Source organism: Methanothrix soehngenii GP6, from assembly GCF_000204415.1.
In the GTDB taxonomy this organism is placed as follows: domain Archaea; phylum Halobacteriota; class Methanosarcinia; order Methanotrichales; family Methanotrichaceae; genus Methanothrix; species Methanothrix soehngenii.
This window is the reverse complement of the sequence record NC_015416.1, coordinates 1,178,799-1,195,097: the sequence shown is the minus strand read 5'-3', so window position 1 is coordinate 1,195,097 and position 16,299 is coordinate 1,178,799. Positions and strand designations below refer to the sequence as shown.

The window sequence follows — 16,299 nt, the reverse complement described above, 5'->3', positions numbered from 1 at the left end:
AACCATTCTTTTTAAATAATATTTAAAAAATATAAATTTAAAAATTATCTGAAAAAAAGAGACGAAATCCGATCCTCATCCTCGCATGAACTTGTCCCAGCCCTGATAGTTCTCCTTGAGGATGATGCAGATCTTCTCCATCATGTCGTAGGGTATTCCCACCACGAGCTCCCCGTCCTCCAGGCCGGCGTTCCTCACCGAGCCGTCGCAGCCTAGTGATACATTCACCTCTCCTTTCAGGTAGGGTGAGCTGGTGGCATCGACGCAAAAGGACTGAATCCCTGCAGTATTAAAGCTCATCCTGCCCCCCTTCTCGAACATCGCCGCCTGAACGATCCTCCTTGCCTGAAGTGGATTTCCCACGAATATGACCACATCAGGCCGCACCCTCATCTTGTCCAGGGGGGCCACATAGCTGGCCACGGTGCTGCCGGGAAGGATGCGGGGCATATTGGCTGCTATCATCGCTCCCGATTCTTTTGTGGAGCACTTGTGCAGTTTGTCAAAGTACAGGGCTCCGGTGCGGATGTTCTCCGGGCATTCCAGCAGGCCCAGGCCCGAGGCACCGCCTTTGCACTGGTGATAGTCGGCATGAGCGAGATAGCTAACTCCCTCTCGCCTCGCTCCCTGGATCATTGAGCAGTAGCGGAAGGGCCTCTCGACGATTTTAAGGTCCTGTGGGATCTCCTCCTCACTCTTGAACAGCCTTACGCCTACGATATTATCCCGGATTCCCAGGGAGGACTTCAATATTTCCGACATCTCTTCAAGATTCATCATAGTACACCGGAATTTAAGTGGGGGGCATGGAATTTGGAGCTTGCGCTCTGGAATGCATCCCATCAAATGCTCTTCATCCTTAAGAGAGCATTGATATCCGCCTGGATCGCTTGGGCAGCACTTCCTCTATCCCGCAAACACCCTTTTTCGCCTTAATGCGAATTCCTGGAGGATGTCATCAGGCCGAAGAATATAAGAATATTTCAAGCAATGTACATTTTATGGATGAAAGGCTGAACAGCGCCGAAAATCAGGCCGGACCCTGCGGAATATTATGCGGCTCATGCCCCTTGGGAGGCAGCATAGTAGCCGAGTCCGCAAGCCGGACCAGAAAGCACATCACTGAATGCGATATTCCAAACTGGGCTCCATTTGTGCCTGGGGGAGAGGCGATCGACTGGGCGGCAGTGGATCTGGGCCTGGCCTGGATGGAGACCTATGCCCGCTGCGCAGGATGCGAGAACGGCGGAGGTCCACCTGATTGCACCATAAGGATCTGCGCTCGAGAGAAAGGATACGACCTATGCAGCTCCTGCGAAGAATTGGAGGGCTGCACCAAGTTCGAGTGGCTCAGAGATCAAGGCCAGATGATAAAAGATAGGCTGAACGAGAACCGCGGTCTTTCTAAGGAGGAGTACATCAAAAAGATGACCGCAAAGATGCCCTGAGGGGCATGATAGGAGGAACGACTGGAGCGGAGATTCGAAGTTCACCTATCAAGGCACAAACTATATGTATTAATCGTGCCTATAGGAACAAGTCGTGTTTTGCGCTGCAAGAACCAGAGATCCAGCAATCCGACTGGGCTCTTTTGCCCGAAGATAGATCGAGAAGAGCATCCCTGCAAATAGATGCGAATATGCATGCCATGATGGGCGTTGAGGCATGCCCAAAAGCTGGGTCGTAGTTCATGCCCGCCAGGACATGACAGATGCTGATAAAGAGGCGAATTGCAGGCCCGGCATCCTTCGGTGAATCGGGCTCCCGCGAGATGGACGCTGCGTGATAGTCCAGTGCTGTACCGCCTTAAAAGCAGCATCATGTCGAGATCTTGGGCGAGGTCAGGCCTGCCACCCTGGTGGTACTGGCTCCTGGAAATAGGACATTGTGGATCGGTGTTGACCCGCCCGAGAATCGACTGTACTGATTTTGCAGGCCCAATGCCATGGTATTCTCTAAATCTCTCCTAGCCTTCTCCTTTTCACTACTTAACCAATTTGAATAGCGAATCATTCTTCAAGCGAGCGGCTTATTCATTCAGAGCGCCGCCAGATCCTCAAAATGGTCGCCATTCCCCCCAGGTTTATGACCAGGATCATGATCACTCCAAAAGCTCGCCTCATACCCACTGGCATGGTCGCCTTTCCTGCCAGGTCTATGGTATCATCCCCATCCACCAGCACATCCCAGGACTGCCCTCCAGCCTTCAGAGTGTACTCTCCCCACTCAAGACCCCGGAAGATATACTCGTTATCCCCAGAGGCATTGGCCAGACAGGTCCCTTGCCCCCACAGTTCTACCCCTGCTGGCGCGCCAGCAACTCGCAGAATGCCTCCCTTCCTGACCGGAAGAGCCACTCCCTCAGAGGATGTATTCGAGGATACATCCAGCAATGCAAGCACTGTGGGGGCAACATCCATCTCCGACCACTGGCCGCCAAGGTTCAGCTCCTCAATTCCCGGTCCCTGAAAGACCAGAGGGACCCGCAATGCCTCCAGCCGGGTGGCGTACTTCTCTGCCGAGTGGCCGCCCTTTCCTTCCCTATCCGGAAAGACCATGCCGTGGTCAGCGGTGACCACCAGCAGGACGTTGTTTTTCTTGCAGGCCCAAACCAGCCGGCCCAGTGGCCCGTCCAGGGCCTGCACCGTCTCCAGGTAGCCGCTGGCGTTCAGATTATGGCCGGCGCTGTCCACCGCTCCGGCATTGACCAGCATGATGAATGGCTTTCCTATGAGATGCTCTACAGTATCCGCCGCCGCATCCAGTGCCCAGGCGTTGTAGCCGGCATAGCCTGCCATGCCCTCACGATTGGAATATCCAGCGAATCTGTCCCGCCATTCCTGAAAGAGGGTACGCAGGCCCTCTGGAGCATCGGGCCGAAATCCCGGTGTGGGCTCAGCGCCCTGCAGGGCGTTATCCTCCAGGTAAAGGACTGCATCCATATCCTCCATGATCGACATAGAGTCTCCCCGCTCCATAATGGCAAGGCATAAATATCCCTCCTCCCGGGCGAGGTCGAAGATGGTGTGGCCGAGCTGGTCCCAGTCCGCTTCCGATCTGCCGGTGACAAGAACGGAATGGCTCTTTGTGGTCTCGGGGACTGGCACTCGCACATCCACCGCCCGCGCCCCACCGCCGGTGAGGTTGAATAGCACCGCCTTATCCAGAGGCGAGCCGTCCAGAGCATAGGCATTGTGCTCCGGATAGACGTAAGATGAACCCAGGCCGTCTATGACCAGTATAACTGCGCCCGCGGGCTGAGCCATGGGCCCCAGCTGGATGTCCCGGGCTGCGCCGCCGGGCAGCAACAGCAGCAAGAGGAGGAGGGCGCGGATCATCCCTCCGGGCTTAGTCAGCTAAATATTAAAATCTTTCATATGTATCGCTTTTAGGGAAAACTCTATTTACTTACAATCCTTACAACATTATCCATGCTTGCTACAAAAAGAATCCCTGTAACTGAAGCCGTATGGATTGAGCTGTCAGAGCTCAAGTCGGCAGGACAGACCTATTCTCAACTCCTTGAAGAGATGATTGAAGAGAGAAAGAAGGCTAGACTATTCAGAGATATGGAAAAGATTGAGAAAGAGGGTGAGTTTGTGGAGCTTCCGTGGTAGCCTTTCATATTGTTATCGATAAGGATGCTTTGGAGTTCATCAACTCGTTGCCCTCTAAGAGCCACCGAATCGTGGTCGAAAAATGCAAAACACTTGCATTCAATCCATTTCCTGGCCAGGGAGACAAAGAAATTATTCAGCGAAAGGACCATGAAGATATTTATAGGTTGCATATTTCAAGGTCATACACCGCTTTTTACAAAATATATAAAGGAGGGTTTCGAAAAACTAATCAATCGAAATGTTTATATACTATTAATATCATAATATTTGATGTATGAGGACGCTCATAGATTTTGCCATGCGAGAAGAATATTCTCGGGTTAAAGCTCTCGGCGATGATCTCTCCGATATTAACTCTTTAATCAATTGGGATCGATTCAGATTTTTAGAACCATTGATCTATAAGAATAAAACTAGCCGTGGAGGTCGTCCAAACATTGATATTGTAATTATGGTGAAGGCACTTGTACTTCAGAGTTGGTTTGGTTTATCAGACCCAGAACTGGAACGCCAAGTTACGGACAGAATCTCATTTCGAATTTTTCTTGGCACCACAGAAGTGATTCCAGATTTCAGCACAGTTTGGCTATTTCGCGAGCGACTGATCGAATGTGGCAGATACGAGGATCTTTGGAAAGAGCTCCAGAATCAGCTTGATGAGAAAGGATTTGCCGTAAAGAAGGGCACAATTCAGGATGCTACTTTCATAACATCTGATCCAGGGCAAAAGAGGAATAAAAAAGATCAGAAAGACCAAGATAAAAAGGATCCCAATTTAGAAGCCATCAAGGCGAGACCGACTCCTGATTTTGATAAAGACTTGCTCAATATTTCTAATAATATCGTTAGCAGCAATGCCAAACCAAAGAGACTCGATGATGGTCCAATAAATGAGGGGACTTGGGCAAAAAAGGGCAGCAAATCATTTTTCGGTTATAAGGGCCATATTCTAATCGATACCGAGTACCATCTTATCCGAAAAATCGAGACAACAACAGCATCTCTTCATGATAGTCAGGTGGACCTTGGAATCAATGGATTACCACGTTACGCCGATAAAGGATATAGCGGTGCCAAGACACAAGGATACGATGCTGCGATGAAAAAAGCTGCAAGAGGTCATAAGCTGGGAATCAAAGACATTCTGAGAAATAAAAGGATCAGTAGAAAGCGATCGCAAATCGAAAGATGTTTTGCGGTTATGAAACGAGCCCATAATGCAGGTCATGTTTCTGTAACGACTATCGCCAGAGCAGGGATAAAATTCATGATGAATTCAATCGTTTACAACATAGAGCAGTTGAAATATTTAGGGCGTGTTCCTTCAACATAGCGGAGGCTATGAAAGTGCACGAGAGAATAGAGAAAAAGCAAGGCAAAATGCAGAAAAAGAGGCTACATAATGGATGAATTGACCTAAAAACAACCATAAAGATTGAAAATATTAACGCAGGAATTTAAAGCTCTTCTAATTGGTGCTAAATCGAAACCCTCAAAGATGAAAAAATTGTCAAGATCTTGGACATTATGACTATTGAGCAAGCACACAAAATATATGGTCGAATTTGACCTAAACTCCGCCCTTTTTAATAACCATATTTGCCTCAACAGGCACGCTAATTTCCATCTTTTCCAAAATCATCCTCTGTTTTTTAGAGACTTCTGTAAGCCTCCACTTTCCACCGACTTTAACTGCTCGCAACTTTGACAATTCCATCAGAATCTCCTCGATAGAACTCTTATCGAGCAGCTTCGCCTCCCTGGCCCTCCGGAGCAAAATCGCTCTCAGTATCAGCGATATGAAGAAGATGAACAGCAAGCCCTGCAATGTTTCGACCTTCTGCACTCTCAGAGGCATAACCTCAAGTTCATTCTTCAGATCATCGAACTTCTTCTCGACCTCGTCTCTCTCTCGATAGAGAGAAAGAACCTCATCCCAGTTTCGTCTTGATGAAGAAAGTAGAATTGTCTTTCCAAATCGATTTACAGCCTGCGATATTGCATTCACTCGTCTGCTAAGATGAATCTTCTTGCCTTCCAGAGTGTACTCAAAATATCTTTCAAAATTTCCTGCTGTCCGCTTGAATTGGTCGATAGGGTTTCGGAACTCTTTTCCGTCAATGGCGCATTCGATATCGATTAATCGATTGTAGAACGAATTTGTCTCTAATCCTTCCCGCTTCTTGTTAAACAGGACATATCCATAGGCATCGACAGAACCAATTTGAATCTCACTTTCCAGGACATAGAAGATGTCGCCACCAAATCTTTTAGCATTAGCTGGGCTCTCAATTTCCCTATTCGTCTCACTGATCAAGCCCTTGCCGACATTGACGCTAAAAGGAAGAGGAATGATGAAATCGATATTCGCGTCGTTCATTTCTTTTATATTATTCTCACTGTAGAATCCGCGATCCAAGATGAATAGACTCTTCGATATTCCAAGCGCTTTGACCTCAGCTACAAGGTTTTTCAGAGTCACAACATCGCTGATGCTGCCTGGAAACAGTTTGAAATAGAGGGGCAGATGCCGATGCAATGAGAGAACCAGGCCGAGGTTAACTTGGGGCAGGTCAAGACCATCGCGATTGTATCCCCACTCCAGCCAATCGATATTTCGGGAAGCCGATGAGAGCGATGTAATATCGAATATCAGCGTCTCATCCTCGCCGGCGATCAAAGAATTATAGAACGAATTCATGGACTTTTCTTTTGTGGCCAATCGCTCCAGAAAATTAGACAGCCATTGGGAACTGAAGGATTCTTTCAGTGAATACATCTCTGGCAGAAACGAGTCATCAAGAACGGTGTTTAAATTCTTAAGAGAGGTTTGATGAAGCAGCTTGCTCATTGCCATGGCCAAAATTATATCGCCATCTTCGCCAAACGATTCTGAAAGCTTCTTTCTGAGCTGAATCTCACTACTTACCGAATCCAGAAGATATGCCGGGCCCAACGATTTCGTTGTCTTGACATCTCGTTCTGCTGTTTTCGGGATGATATGGCCTGTTGCTTCATCCCAAACGCCAAGATATCGCCGTTTCTGCCGGGATTGTTTCTTCTCTGGATCCCAATAATTTTCGGCTTCGTAAGCATATGTCCGCCCGCGGATCTTCTGCTTGACCAGATATGTCATAGCTAAGAGTAATAACCATAATAGTATAAATAACCTTCGGTCAATCCGCGGGCAGAAGGATTCAGCGAGAAAAATGGTTATTGCACAAGGCGGAGTTTAGGATTTGATGCGTGGATGCTTGTATTTCGAATTTCTTTGTATTATCCGAGCTGTGATGCCCTAATCGTGACGACATGCAAAAAAAAATTGGATCGCACCAATCCAGGATCTCAAAAGTCGGTCATGACCCTGTACTGGTCGATCTCCGTCTGCTTCAGGCCGGTCAGGAATTGCTCGGCCATGTCGCGAATGTCCCGGGATCGGGTGATCGCCCGGCCCACCACCAGGATGTCCGCCCCCGCCGCCAGGGCAGCACCCTCGGTATCGGTGCGAATTCCTCCTGCCACCGCCACCAGAAGCCTTCTTCCCTCCTCGGCCAGGGCCTTGATATCGGGGATGTTCTGCCAGGCATGGGCGCTCTTCTCCATGTCGATCGCCCGGTGCAGCTCGACCACATCGGGCAGGACATCCAGCCCCTTGAGCACCGCCAGCGGGTCAGTCACATTCAGCATATCGATTATCGAGTAGATCCCCGTCTTTCTGGCCTCATTGATGGACAGCTCAATGGTCTTCTTGGGAGCGAGCCCGGATATGACCACCGCGTCGGCAGTGGAGTCCGCAGCCAGGCGCACCTCCAGGTTGCCTGTGTCCAGCGTTTTGAGGTCCAGGATGATGAAAGCCCCCGGCCGGATGGCGCGAATCTCCTTCACAACGCTCATCCCCAGCATCTTGACCAGGGGGGTCCCCACCTCGATTAAGATGTGGTCGCTATCCGGCAGGGCAGAGAGGACGCGCCTCACCTCGGCCACATCCACCAGGTCGAAGGCCACCTGCAGATAAGGCGGATCCCAGAGACGGGTGACTCTGAACCCCATGATGGGATGGGTGGAGCGCTCCTTCTCATAGAGGACTTTATCGATATCCGGGAACCCGGCCATGGCCCGAGCCACCGCCAGCTTGGTGGCCCCGTAGTTATAGCGATAGATGGCATCGTAATCCGTAGCCTTGGGATCGATGTAAACGGATACAATGACCAGCAGCTCTTCTGCTCGATCCTTGGGAATGACACCCTCTGCCACTGAATCTGCCACTGCCTTGGCTACTGCCGTCTGAGCCGGCCCAAAAATCTGAGCCGCCTGGTCCATGTTCTTCACTGTCACTTTAGGAACGATAAGGGTAGAAGGCTTAGGCGGCAGGTTCGGCCTGATGACCCCCAGGAGAGGGGTATGCCCCGCTGAAAGCTGGGTGAGACCGGAGGCGAAAGCCGTTCCCACCGGGCCCTCCTTCTCCCCTATAATCAGATCGATATGTGCTACCTCAGGCCCCTTTCCTATGAGAGCCTCTCCGACCAAAAACAAAAAGATTCACCTCGCCCACCGAGTGAGCAATCTCTCTATTTTAACTTGTGGGATTGCGAAGGACGAAGCGGGAAGTCCCCATCCTTTGGGGCGGTCTCCCGGACTGCGAGTCCGGGGAAGTTGCGACGAAGTCGCAACAGGATGAAAGCGGAGTCCTTTGCCATGATTACTTTCACGCCGCCCTCAGCTGATATAAGTATAGGTATCCATAACTGTATTCGTTTGATGATCAGCTACAAGTACCCCATATTCCCGAACAAGATCACTCAATGGAAGTTAGCGGAGAATTTGGATGCTTGTAGGTGGCTCTATAATCGGCTTCTCCAAAACCTGAACGAAGCAAAAGAAAAAGGCATCAAGCTCAAGACCTATGATACTCAGAATATGATTCCTTCTCTGAAGCTTGAGAATCCAAAACTCAACCAAGTCTATTCCAAGGTTCTTCAGATGGTGAATTACACTCTTTGGTCTAACATCAAAGGCCTCTTTGCATCAAAGAAGAACGGTCGGAAGATCGGTCATATTCGCTTCAAAGGATATGGATGGTATGACACCCTGAATTACAACCAATCCGGCTTCAAAATCGATCAAGATCATGGCATATTGCATCTATCCAAGATCGGGGACATGCGGATCAAGATCTATCGAAAGATCGAAGGATGCATCAAAGCAGTCATAGTCAAGAGAGAAGGCGAGAGATGGTTTGCCATAGTCCAGGCCAATCAGGAACCACAGCCGTTACCAGAAACCGAGGAAGCAGTAGGTTTGGATGTCGGTTTGACTTCCTTCGTGGTTGACTCCGTTGGCAATGAGATAGAGAATCCAAGATGTGCCAAGCAATCTGCTGATAAACTGGCAAGACTGCAACGAAGGCTAGCCAGAGCGGTGAGGGGATCGAATAATTATAAGTCCCTCAAGGGTAAAATCGCGAAGCTGCATAAGAGAATCAATTGCCAACGAGATGATTTCCTGCATAAGTTATCTCGGACCTATGTCAATAACTTTGATATCATTTGCGTTGAGGATCTTGATATCAAAGGTCTGAAAGAGAAAGGCCATAATAATGGTATGCATCGCAGCATCCATGATGCATCCTGGTCTAAGTTCGTATTCATGCTTTCGTATAAGGCTCAAAGTGCTGGTCGGAAGCTGATAAAAGTAGATCCCAGGAACACCACTCAAAGGTGTTCTGCTTGTGGAAGCATCGCAGAAAAAGATCTGTCGGTACGAGTACATGAGTGCCCCTATTGCGGATTCTCATGTGATCGAGACTACAATGCTTCCAGGAACATACTAATCTCAGGGATGGAACAGCCCGTAGCGCCCATAGAGCCAAAACCGCTACATCACATATCATTGATGCAAGTTTTGGCGATGAAGTGGGAAGCCGCGCCCTTCAGGACGCGGTAGTTCACTCCTTTTGCCGGTTTTGGAGGTTTCAGATTATCTGCCAGTAGATGAGAGGAGCCAGCACCAGGAGCATCAGCCCGGTAAAAAGCCTCATTCCCACCCGGTGATCCTTACGGAAGCGGTCCACCCTATCCGGGCTCATTCCCAGGGCGAGGAATCCCCCCACCACAATGATTGGCAGTATCACCCCCAGGTTGAAGAACATCAGGTAGGCGGCGCCGACAAAGTAGCTTTTGGCGGAGATGAGATCCAGTATGGCCAGATAAAGCCCGCCCACACAGGGGATCTTAACCAATGAGAAGAGCGCCCCCGCCAGGAAGTAGGAGCTAAACCTTCCCTTTTCCACTCCCGCCTGGAAATACTGCAGCGCCCAGTCCGTCCGGAAGAGCGATGCCTTTCCCTGCTTTAAAAGGATGGCATCGATGACCTGAGATAAGCCCGCAGCCAGGAGTAGCACAGTCAAAGCGTAGCGGAATGTGGCAGCTATAGCCTCAGAATGCAATAGCCTTTGCATTCCCAGGCCGAAGAGGAAGTACATGGAGAAGATGCCAAAGGAGAAGAATACCACCATCATGATCAGCTCCCGCCTCTTTCCGGAGGTTGAGAGGATGGATGCCGCCAGAAAGACCAGAATGCCGAAGAGGCAGGGATTGAAGCCGGCCACAAACCCACCAGCAGTGACGGCCAGGGCAGTGGAGAGGGAGAGGTCCTGCAGATCGTATCCGGGCAGAGCATCCTCCCGCTGCTGGATGGGGCTAGTGTTGCCTGGAAAGCCTATAGAGGGAGCAGTCTCAGATCTCTGGCTCTGATTGTGCAGGGCCCGAAGAGCCTTATTCTCGAGGATGGATGCGTCTCCTCCATAGTCCCTGTAGTCTATGACCTCGGTCCCGATGATTATGGCTGGAATATCCCGGGCGTTAAGCTGATCGATTATTCGGTGGCCCTCATCGGTATAATAGTAATAGCTGCTGACATTAAGTGGCACCGTCTGGCCCACCTTCTCCAGGGTCCTCTCAGCAGCGGCGCATTTGGGACATCCCGGCGAGATGATGATTATGACCTCTACCGGGTCCGCGCCCGATGCATATCCTTCCACGAGGGCCAATTGGCTGGTGGAGGAACCGATTCCGCCGTCCGCACCCTCGCCGCCTGCCGCATGGATGCAGCCAAAGAGGGAGGCCATCGCAATGCCCACAAATAAGAGAATTCCAATGATTCTCCCGGCAGGAATGATAAAGAAAGGCCCTCTGGAAGGGATCGGTGGCATCAGTCCCCTTATGGCATGGAAGTGATATAAAAAATAGGTCCTCAACAGATGAGTCTGGCCGGGAAGGGGGCGAAAATCCCCTCTCCATCTGCCAGATTCATTTACTCTTCAGTTACGTACTCAAGGACAGGCATATCCTCATCTGATGCCTCACTGGACACGAATGCCACAGAGACATCATCCTCACCGACCAGGACTATGCTGTAGGGGCACCCTTCTGCACAGACCTCGACCGCCTTTTTGATTATGGGTGTTACATCCAGCTCAATCACATCCTCTGCCTCATCTATCTCAACGGAATCTGATGAGACATCAAGGTCATATTCTGCCTTATCCTTCCAGGTCAGGGTGTTTAATGTCGCTCCCTCCAGGAAGTAAGCCTTGATCTCGCCCTCGTCATCCACCCGGGCGACGTTAAGGGTGAGAGTAGCAGATTTGATCTGATCCGGATTGAAGATTCCCTGCGATCCGAAGAGATTCACATAGCTGAGGTAGGTCTCATTTATAGAAGCATCATCATCGTCATCGTCCTGGGAAGACACCCACAGTAGATCGCTATCGCCATAGCTTTCTTCCTCTTCAATAGAATTGACGTAGGTATCCACATCGATTTTCGCTTCAAAGCTCCCTGCGCTGCAGGCGGCCGCCAGCAGGAGAAGTGCGCCAATAATCGCAAGCCAGTATCTCAAACTCTATTCCTCCATTGAATTTACCAACACTGCATATACCTTTCAATTGATAAAAAAGCTTACCTTCATATGTAGCCTATATTAGAAGATCCTAAGACTTTTTACCCCCTATCCTAAACCCATATGAGCCATGAATCTTTATAAAATAGATCGATCATCAATAGATGGATCTCTATGAGCCTCAAAATGAAACCATCATTAACCCATCCCAGTGCCACGGGGAAATGCCATGCTCCGGCTTTATCGAATGCATATCATCCTTCGCGCGGCATAGGTCGCTCGACCATTTGGGCGGTATCCCTTATTTATTCTTTTATGCTGATCGCCTCCCTTGCCAGCGCTGCTTCCATAACCGTCAGCTCCGATCTGCAAGCGGCAATCAACGCCGCCCAGCCTGGCGATACCCTCCTGGTGGCTCCGGGGACTTACGAGAAGATATCCATAGGAAAGAGCCTGAACCTGATAGGCAATGGGGCAGTCATCCAGGCGGGAGAGAGGGACGCCTGCGTGAATATAGAAGCGAGCGATGTCAGCATATCCGGCTTTCTCGTCAGGAATGGGTTTTATGGCATAAAGCTGAACAACGTTCGGGGCTGCACTGTGGCCAACAATACCGTCATCCGGTGCACCCAGCCAGGGATTGCCCTCCTTTTTTCCGACGGCAATATCATCCAGGGAAACAACGCCAGCTTCAACGGACTGGGGGGTGAGGGGTGGTATGGAATATACCTCTCCAACTCCAATGACAATCTGATCCTTGATAATGTGGCCTATGGCAATGGCGCCTACGGCATAAACCTCTTCCCCTCCTGCAGCAATAACACCATCCGGGGCAACGTCCTTCAAGGAAATATGTACGGCCTGTACATGTTCACAGATTGCAGCAATAACATAATAGAATACAACGACCTCTCCCGGAACACCAACTCCGGCCTGGACCTCCGCTTCGACTGCACTGATAACCTGATCCGAAATAACAGCATGATCGAGAACGTAGTCGCCGGCCTGACCCTCCTGGACTCTGGATATAACAGCATATCCGGCAATCTGATAGAGGCAAATGGGCGCTATGGCCTGCAGATCCAGAGCAATTCGAACGGCAATACCATCATCGATAACACAATCTCGGACAGCCAGACCGGCATCTTCCTGGATTCGAGCCAGAACCTGATCTACAGAAATAAGATCAGTTACAATGTGATCCAGGCGGAGGATAGAGGAGAGAACTCATGGAATGCCAGCTATCCGCTGGGGGGCAACCTGTGGAGCGACTACCATGGGAGCGATGATTACCAGGGACCGGAACAGAATGTTCTGGGTGCGGATGGATTTGGCGACCTGCCCTATGAGATAGACAGTTCCTCCTTAGATCGTTATCCCATTATGGGCGATCAGGTCCGGCAGATCTCCATCATCGATAAGGCTCTTAATCCCACCCAGGCCAGAGTGGGAGACGATATAAAGGTCACCGTGCGTATGGAGGCTCTCTATGACCTCAACCAGCTGACGGTTAGAGCATATCAGTCGGGAGAAGAGGCAAAGGGCTACGGCCGCCTGGTAGCCTCTGGGGATGCATATCAGGGATCCTTCTCCACCGCCCTGCTCGATCCGGGCGAGTACGACCTGGTCTTGAGGGTAAATGATGTTCGTGGATTCGAACTGGAGGAGACGTTAGGAAGTTTCTCCGTCACCCCCAGGAGCTGATGAGCACTTGCATAGTATGGAGATGAGAAGTTTGAGAAATTCAAGAGGCTTGCCATGAGAGTTATCAGAATCGCAGGCTGCAGCTTGTTGCTGGCAGCCTTATTCATGATGGCGATCATATGGAATGCATCACCTGTGGCCGGGGAGTGCGCATCCTGCAAAGCCGCTGGCTCGAGCGCAGAGCAGGATCCGCTCAATCAACAGTGGGCTTCGTTCCTGGGTGAGGTGGGGGCATGGTCTCAGATGCCATTCCATCCGGGCCTGCTCAGAGCACAATCCGATTCATCCAACTGCTCGTCACTGTGGGGAGAGAATGGGGAGCGGGGATTGGATCTGAACCTTTCTGCTCCCAAGGACGGTCTGCAGAAATATCAGGGCAATCGATCCGATATGGCCCGGGGGATGGGATTTTCCACAATTTTGATTTCACCAGAAGAGATCAAAATCCTAGATAGCTCCGACATAATCATCGATATCAGCCCCAGATCGACTGAGTACATTCCAGGAGCGATAAGCATTCCTTATGACAGGTTCATCGATCCTGCAGGAAGGCTCGAGCCGATCGGCGAGATGGCCCGGATTTTGGGGGAGGCAGGCGTGTCCGAGAACGATTCGATCATCATTTATGGTGAATGCCAGCCCTGCGGCGGCGGCCCCTCAGCAGCCACCTACGTCTTCTGGATGCTGAAGTTCTTGGGGCATGAGGATGTCAGGCTCCTGGACGGGGGGATAGACGACTGGGTGGCAGCGTCGAATCCCACCTGGTCTGAGCCTGCACGCCTTGCGCCCAGGAATTATACTCCCGCTATAGATGCCGATCTTCTGGCAACATATGATTTCGTTTGCAGCGGCATCCCCCAGATAATCGATGCCCGAACGGGTAGGGATTTTGAGGCAGGGTCGATACCAGGAGCGATCAATATTCCTTATACAAGCGTTCTGGATGGCAAGAAGATAAAGGATCAGTCAGAGCTGGAAGAGATATTCTCAGATCTGCAAAGAGAAAGGCCGGTGGTGGTCTACACCAATACCGGGGTCAAGGCCTCCATGATCTGGTTGCCCCTCTCCCTTCTTGGCTACGACGCCAAGGTCTACGCCTGGCAGGACTGGAAGGCGGATCATTCCAGTGGTGAAATGACACCAGCAAATATAAGAATATCGAAAAGGATAGCTGGAGTTAAGAGTGAGACCATTGAATCCTAGCCATATCCTCCATTTTGTTCTCCTGCTCAGCCTGGTCAGCTACGCATCCGCTTTTCCGATACAAAATGCCCTGGAGAACAATAAGGCAACCGCCTGGTTTCAGAAGGAGTACGAAAATCGCCTCAGACCAAGCGTCGACGATGGCGCTGCTCCGGTCATCTATGGGGTGAGCGTGAGCCCCTCCATTCTCAAGACAGGCGATCCCAGGAGCGAGATAAATGCCCGGGTCCATGATCCTTCCGGCCTGGGAATGGTCTATGCTGATATAGGCAATCGGATGAACCTCATGATAGATTTAGACCGAGATGGCACTTTCACCGGCTATTGCGGCTCCAATATGCCTGCTGGAACCTACAATGTGACAATCATCGCCGTAGACAAGTTCGGCAATGCGGCGAAGGACGAGTCCAAGAAGATCACCATCCGCGATCCCAGGGATCTCAATGGCAATGGAATAGAAGACAGCCTGGAGGAGCAGAAAGCCAAAGACCTGAAGGTCATTGTGCTTCATGAGGACGACCTTAAAGGGAACCTTACCGGCGTCGGCTCCTCTCTGGAGAAGAGGTTCAAAGTCCTGCCCGGGAGCGCAATGACCGTCTCCTCGGACAACCTGGAAAAGATCGCCAAGACCGACGGCGTCCGAGGGGTGTACACCGATCAGAAGCTCACCGTGCTCTCTGCTGCCAGCATGAGCAGCCCGAATCCTGGGCCTTCGATCATAGACGATCCCAGAGAGATCTCCGGCCCAAAAGGCGAGGGGGTTACTGTGGCTCTGATCGACACCGGCGCAGATGCCGATCATGAGGCTCTTTCTCGTAAGATCGTCGCATTCCAGGACTTCGTGAACAATCAGACAGAACCCTATGACGACAACGGCCATGGCACACACTGCGCCAGCCTGATCGCCGGCGACCTGGGCATGGGGGTAGCGCCGGGAGCGGAACTTGTGGTGATCAAGGTTATGGACCGGGATGGAGCATGCTATCTATCCGATGCTCTTAAAGCTCTGGACTGGTGCCTGGATAATCGGGATCGCTACGGGATAAAGATCATATCGTTTAGCGTGGGCGGAGAAGGGCCTTCTGATGGAGCATCTCTGCTAGACGAGGCCTGCGACCGGATGGTCGAGGAGGGGCTGACCATGTGTGTCGCCGCTGGAAACTCCGGGCCTTCGCCCTCCTCCATTGTCATGCCCGGTGGCGCAGAGAAGGTGATAACCATTGGGGCCATTGATCGCACCGGATTGATATTCGAACAATCATCACGCGGCCCGACCCTGACCGGAGAGATCAAGCCGGACCTGGTCACCCTGGGAGTTGATGTCCCTTCCGCCCTGGCCGGCTCCAAGAATGGCCTGAGCTCAGTGAGCGGTACATCAATGGCTGTTCCTCAAGTCTCCGGAGCATCAGCTGTTTTGCTGGAGGCGAATCCTGAACTGCAACCAGCAGATATCAAGAGGCTGCTGCTCAAGACCGCAGATGAGCTGGGGCAGGAGGGAAAGGATAACCTCTATGGCTATGGAGCTCTCAACCTGACCCGAGCCCTCAAGAGCATCAACGCCCCGAAAGAGGAGCTTTATCCTCCGGATCTGGTCGATGTAAGGCTGAACCGGGATGAGGCCACAGAAGGCGAGCCGGTGATGGTAGAGGCCCAAGCCTCCGGAGAGATCAAGTCCTTAAACACCAAGATCATCGGGCCGGACAGAAATCTGGAGATTCCCATGGACGACCTGGATGGCAACGGCATATACTCCGCCCGCTGGGAGACGAGCTTCTGGACGGCCGGGGATTATAAGATATCCGTCGATCTGGTGGGTGGATTTGGGGAGATGGAGTCAATAGCCGTCCCTTTCCGTCTGCTGGAGAGGTGATGA

Annotated in this window: 14 protein-coding genes; 7 read left to right on the top strand and 7 right to left on the bottom strand. The window is 51.1% G+C overall.

What is annotated here, in order from left to right; genetic code table 11:
• Positions 1 to 75: 75 nt before the first annotated feature.
• A complete protein-coding gene (locus tag MCON_RS05960) occupies positions 76 to 762 on the bottom strand; it encodes a DUF169 domain-containing protein (RefSeq protein ID WP_232844353.1) in 687 nt (228 codons plus the stop codon).
• Positions 763 to 1,001: 239 nt separating this feature from the next.
• Here MCON_RS05960 and MCON_RS05955 point away from each other — a divergent pair, with 239 nt between their 5' ends.
• The gene (locus MCON_RS05955) at positions 1,002 to 1,448 is read left to right on the top strand and encodes a DUF3795 domain-containing protein (RefSeq protein WP_048131988.1); all 447 of its coding nucleotides are present in this window, start codon (positions 1,002 to 1,004) and stop codon (positions 1,446 to 1,448) included.
• A gap of 585 nt (positions 1,449 to 2,033) precedes the next feature.
• Here MCON_RS05955 and MCON_RS05945 read toward each other — a convergent pair.
• Positions 2,034 to 3,338, bottom strand: a complete 1,305-nt coding sequence (locus MCON_RS05945) for an alkaline phosphatase family protein (RefSeq protein ID WP_013719110.1) — start codon at positions 3,336 to 3,338, stop codon at positions 2,034 to 2,036.
• Positions 3,339 to 3,431: 93 nt separating this feature from the next.
• Here MCON_RS05945 and MCON_RS05940 point away from each other — a divergent pair, with 93 nt between their 5' ends.
• Both MCON_RS05940 and MCON_RS05930 read left to right on the top strand, forming a co-directional pair.
• Positions 3,432 to 3,617 carry a hypothetical protein gene (locus MCON_RS05940; protein WP_013719109.1) on the top strand — a complete coding sequence of 62 codons (186 nt, stop codon included), beginning with the start codon at positions 3,432 to 3,434 and terminating at the stop codon, positions 3,615 to 3,617.
• 277 nt (positions 3,618 to 3,894) lie between these two features.
• The gene (locus tag MCON_RS05930) at positions 3,895 to 4,953 is read left to right on the top strand and encodes an IS5 family transposase (RefSeq protein WP_013718487.1); all 1,059 of its coding nucleotides are present in this window, start codon (positions 3,895 to 3,897) and stop codon (positions 4,951 to 4,953) included.
• Between the two features lie 237 nt (positions 4,954 to 5,190).
• Here the strand turns inward: MCON_RS05930 and MCON_RS05925 are convergent, their stop codons facing one another.
• The 3 genes from MCON_RS05925 to MCON_RS16065 form a co-directional block, all read right to left on the bottom strand.
• Positions 5,191 to 6,756, bottom strand: a complete 1,566-nt coding sequence (locus MCON_RS05925; protein WP_013718494.1) for an IS1634 family transposase — start codon at positions 6,754 to 6,756, stop codon at positions 5,191 to 5,193.
• A gap of 209 nt (positions 6,757 to 6,965) precedes the next feature.
• The gene (locus MCON_RS05920; RefSeq protein WP_013719108.1) at positions 6,966 to 8,153 is read right to left on the bottom strand and encodes a bifunctional 5,6,7,8-tetrahydromethanopterin hydro-lyase/3-hexulose-6-phosphate synthase; all 1,188 of its coding nucleotides are present in this window, start codon (positions 8,151 to 8,153) and stop codon (positions 6,966 to 6,968) included.
• A 35-nt stretch (positions 8,154 to 8,188) separates the two neighbouring features.
• Positions 8,189 to 8,329 carry a hypothetical protein gene (locus tag MCON_RS16065; protein ID WP_157863694.1) on the bottom strand — a complete coding sequence of 47 codons (141 nt, stop codon included), beginning with the start codon at positions 8,327 to 8,329 and terminating at the stop codon, positions 8,189 to 8,191.
• A gap of 49 nt (positions 8,330 to 8,378) precedes the next feature.
• Here MCON_RS16065 and MCON_RS05915 point away from each other — a divergent pair, with 49 nt between their 5' ends.
• The gene (locus MCON_RS05915) at positions 8,379 to 9,563 is read left to right on the top strand and encodes an RNA-guided endonuclease InsQ/TnpB family protein (RefSeq protein WP_013719107.1); all 1,185 of its coding nucleotides are present in this window, start codon (positions 8,379 to 8,381) and stop codon (positions 9,561 to 9,563) included.
• Between the two features lie 28 nt (positions 9,564 to 9,591).
• On the opposite strand, the gene MCON_RS05910 is transcribed toward MCON_RS05915, so the two are convergent.
• Both MCON_RS05910 and MCON_RS15125 read right to left on the bottom strand, forming a co-directional pair.
• Positions 9,592 to 10,830 carry a cytochrome c biogenesis protein gene (locus MCON_RS05910; RefSeq protein WP_162145002.1) on the bottom strand — a complete coding sequence of 413 codons (1,239 nt, stop codon included), beginning with the start codon at positions 10,828 to 10,830 and terminating at the stop codon, positions 9,592 to 9,594.
• Between the two features lie 101 nt (positions 10,831 to 10,931).
• A complete protein-coding gene (locus MCON_RS15125; protein WP_013719105.1) occupies positions 10,932 to 11,519 on the bottom strand; it encodes a CBM96 family carbohydrate-binding protein in 588 nt (195 codons plus the stop codon).
• Between the two features lie 186 nt (positions 11,520 to 11,705).
• On the opposite strand from MCON_RS15125, the gene MCON_RS05900 reads away from it, so the two are divergent.
• Genes MCON_RS05900 through MCON_RS05890 form a run of 3 tightly spaced genes read left to right on the top strand, consistent with a single transcriptional unit; the run spans position 11,706 to position 16,296 of the window.
• A complete protein-coding gene (locus MCON_RS05900) occupies positions 11,706 to 13,223 on the top strand; it encodes a right-handed parallel beta-helix repeat-containing protein (RefSeq protein ID WP_157863693.1) in 1,518 nt (505 codons plus the stop codon).
• A 54-nt stretch (positions 13,224 to 13,277) separates the two neighbouring features.
• Positions 13,278 to 14,426: a sulfurtransferase gene (locus MCON_RS05895; protein ID WP_013719103.1), complete on the top strand. Its 1,149-nt coding sequence runs from the start codon at positions 13,278 to 13,280 to the stop codon at positions 14,424 to 14,426.
• Complete coding sequence (locus tag MCON_RS05890) at positions 14,407 to 16,296, top strand: S8 family peptidase (RefSeq protein ID WP_232844352.1); 1,890 nt, start codon at positions 14,407 to 14,409, stop codon at positions 16,294 to 16,296. The genes MCON_RS05895 and MCON_RS05890 overlap by 20 nt, the downstream gene beginning before the upstream one ends.
• Positions 16,297 to 16,299 lie beyond the last annotated feature (3 nt).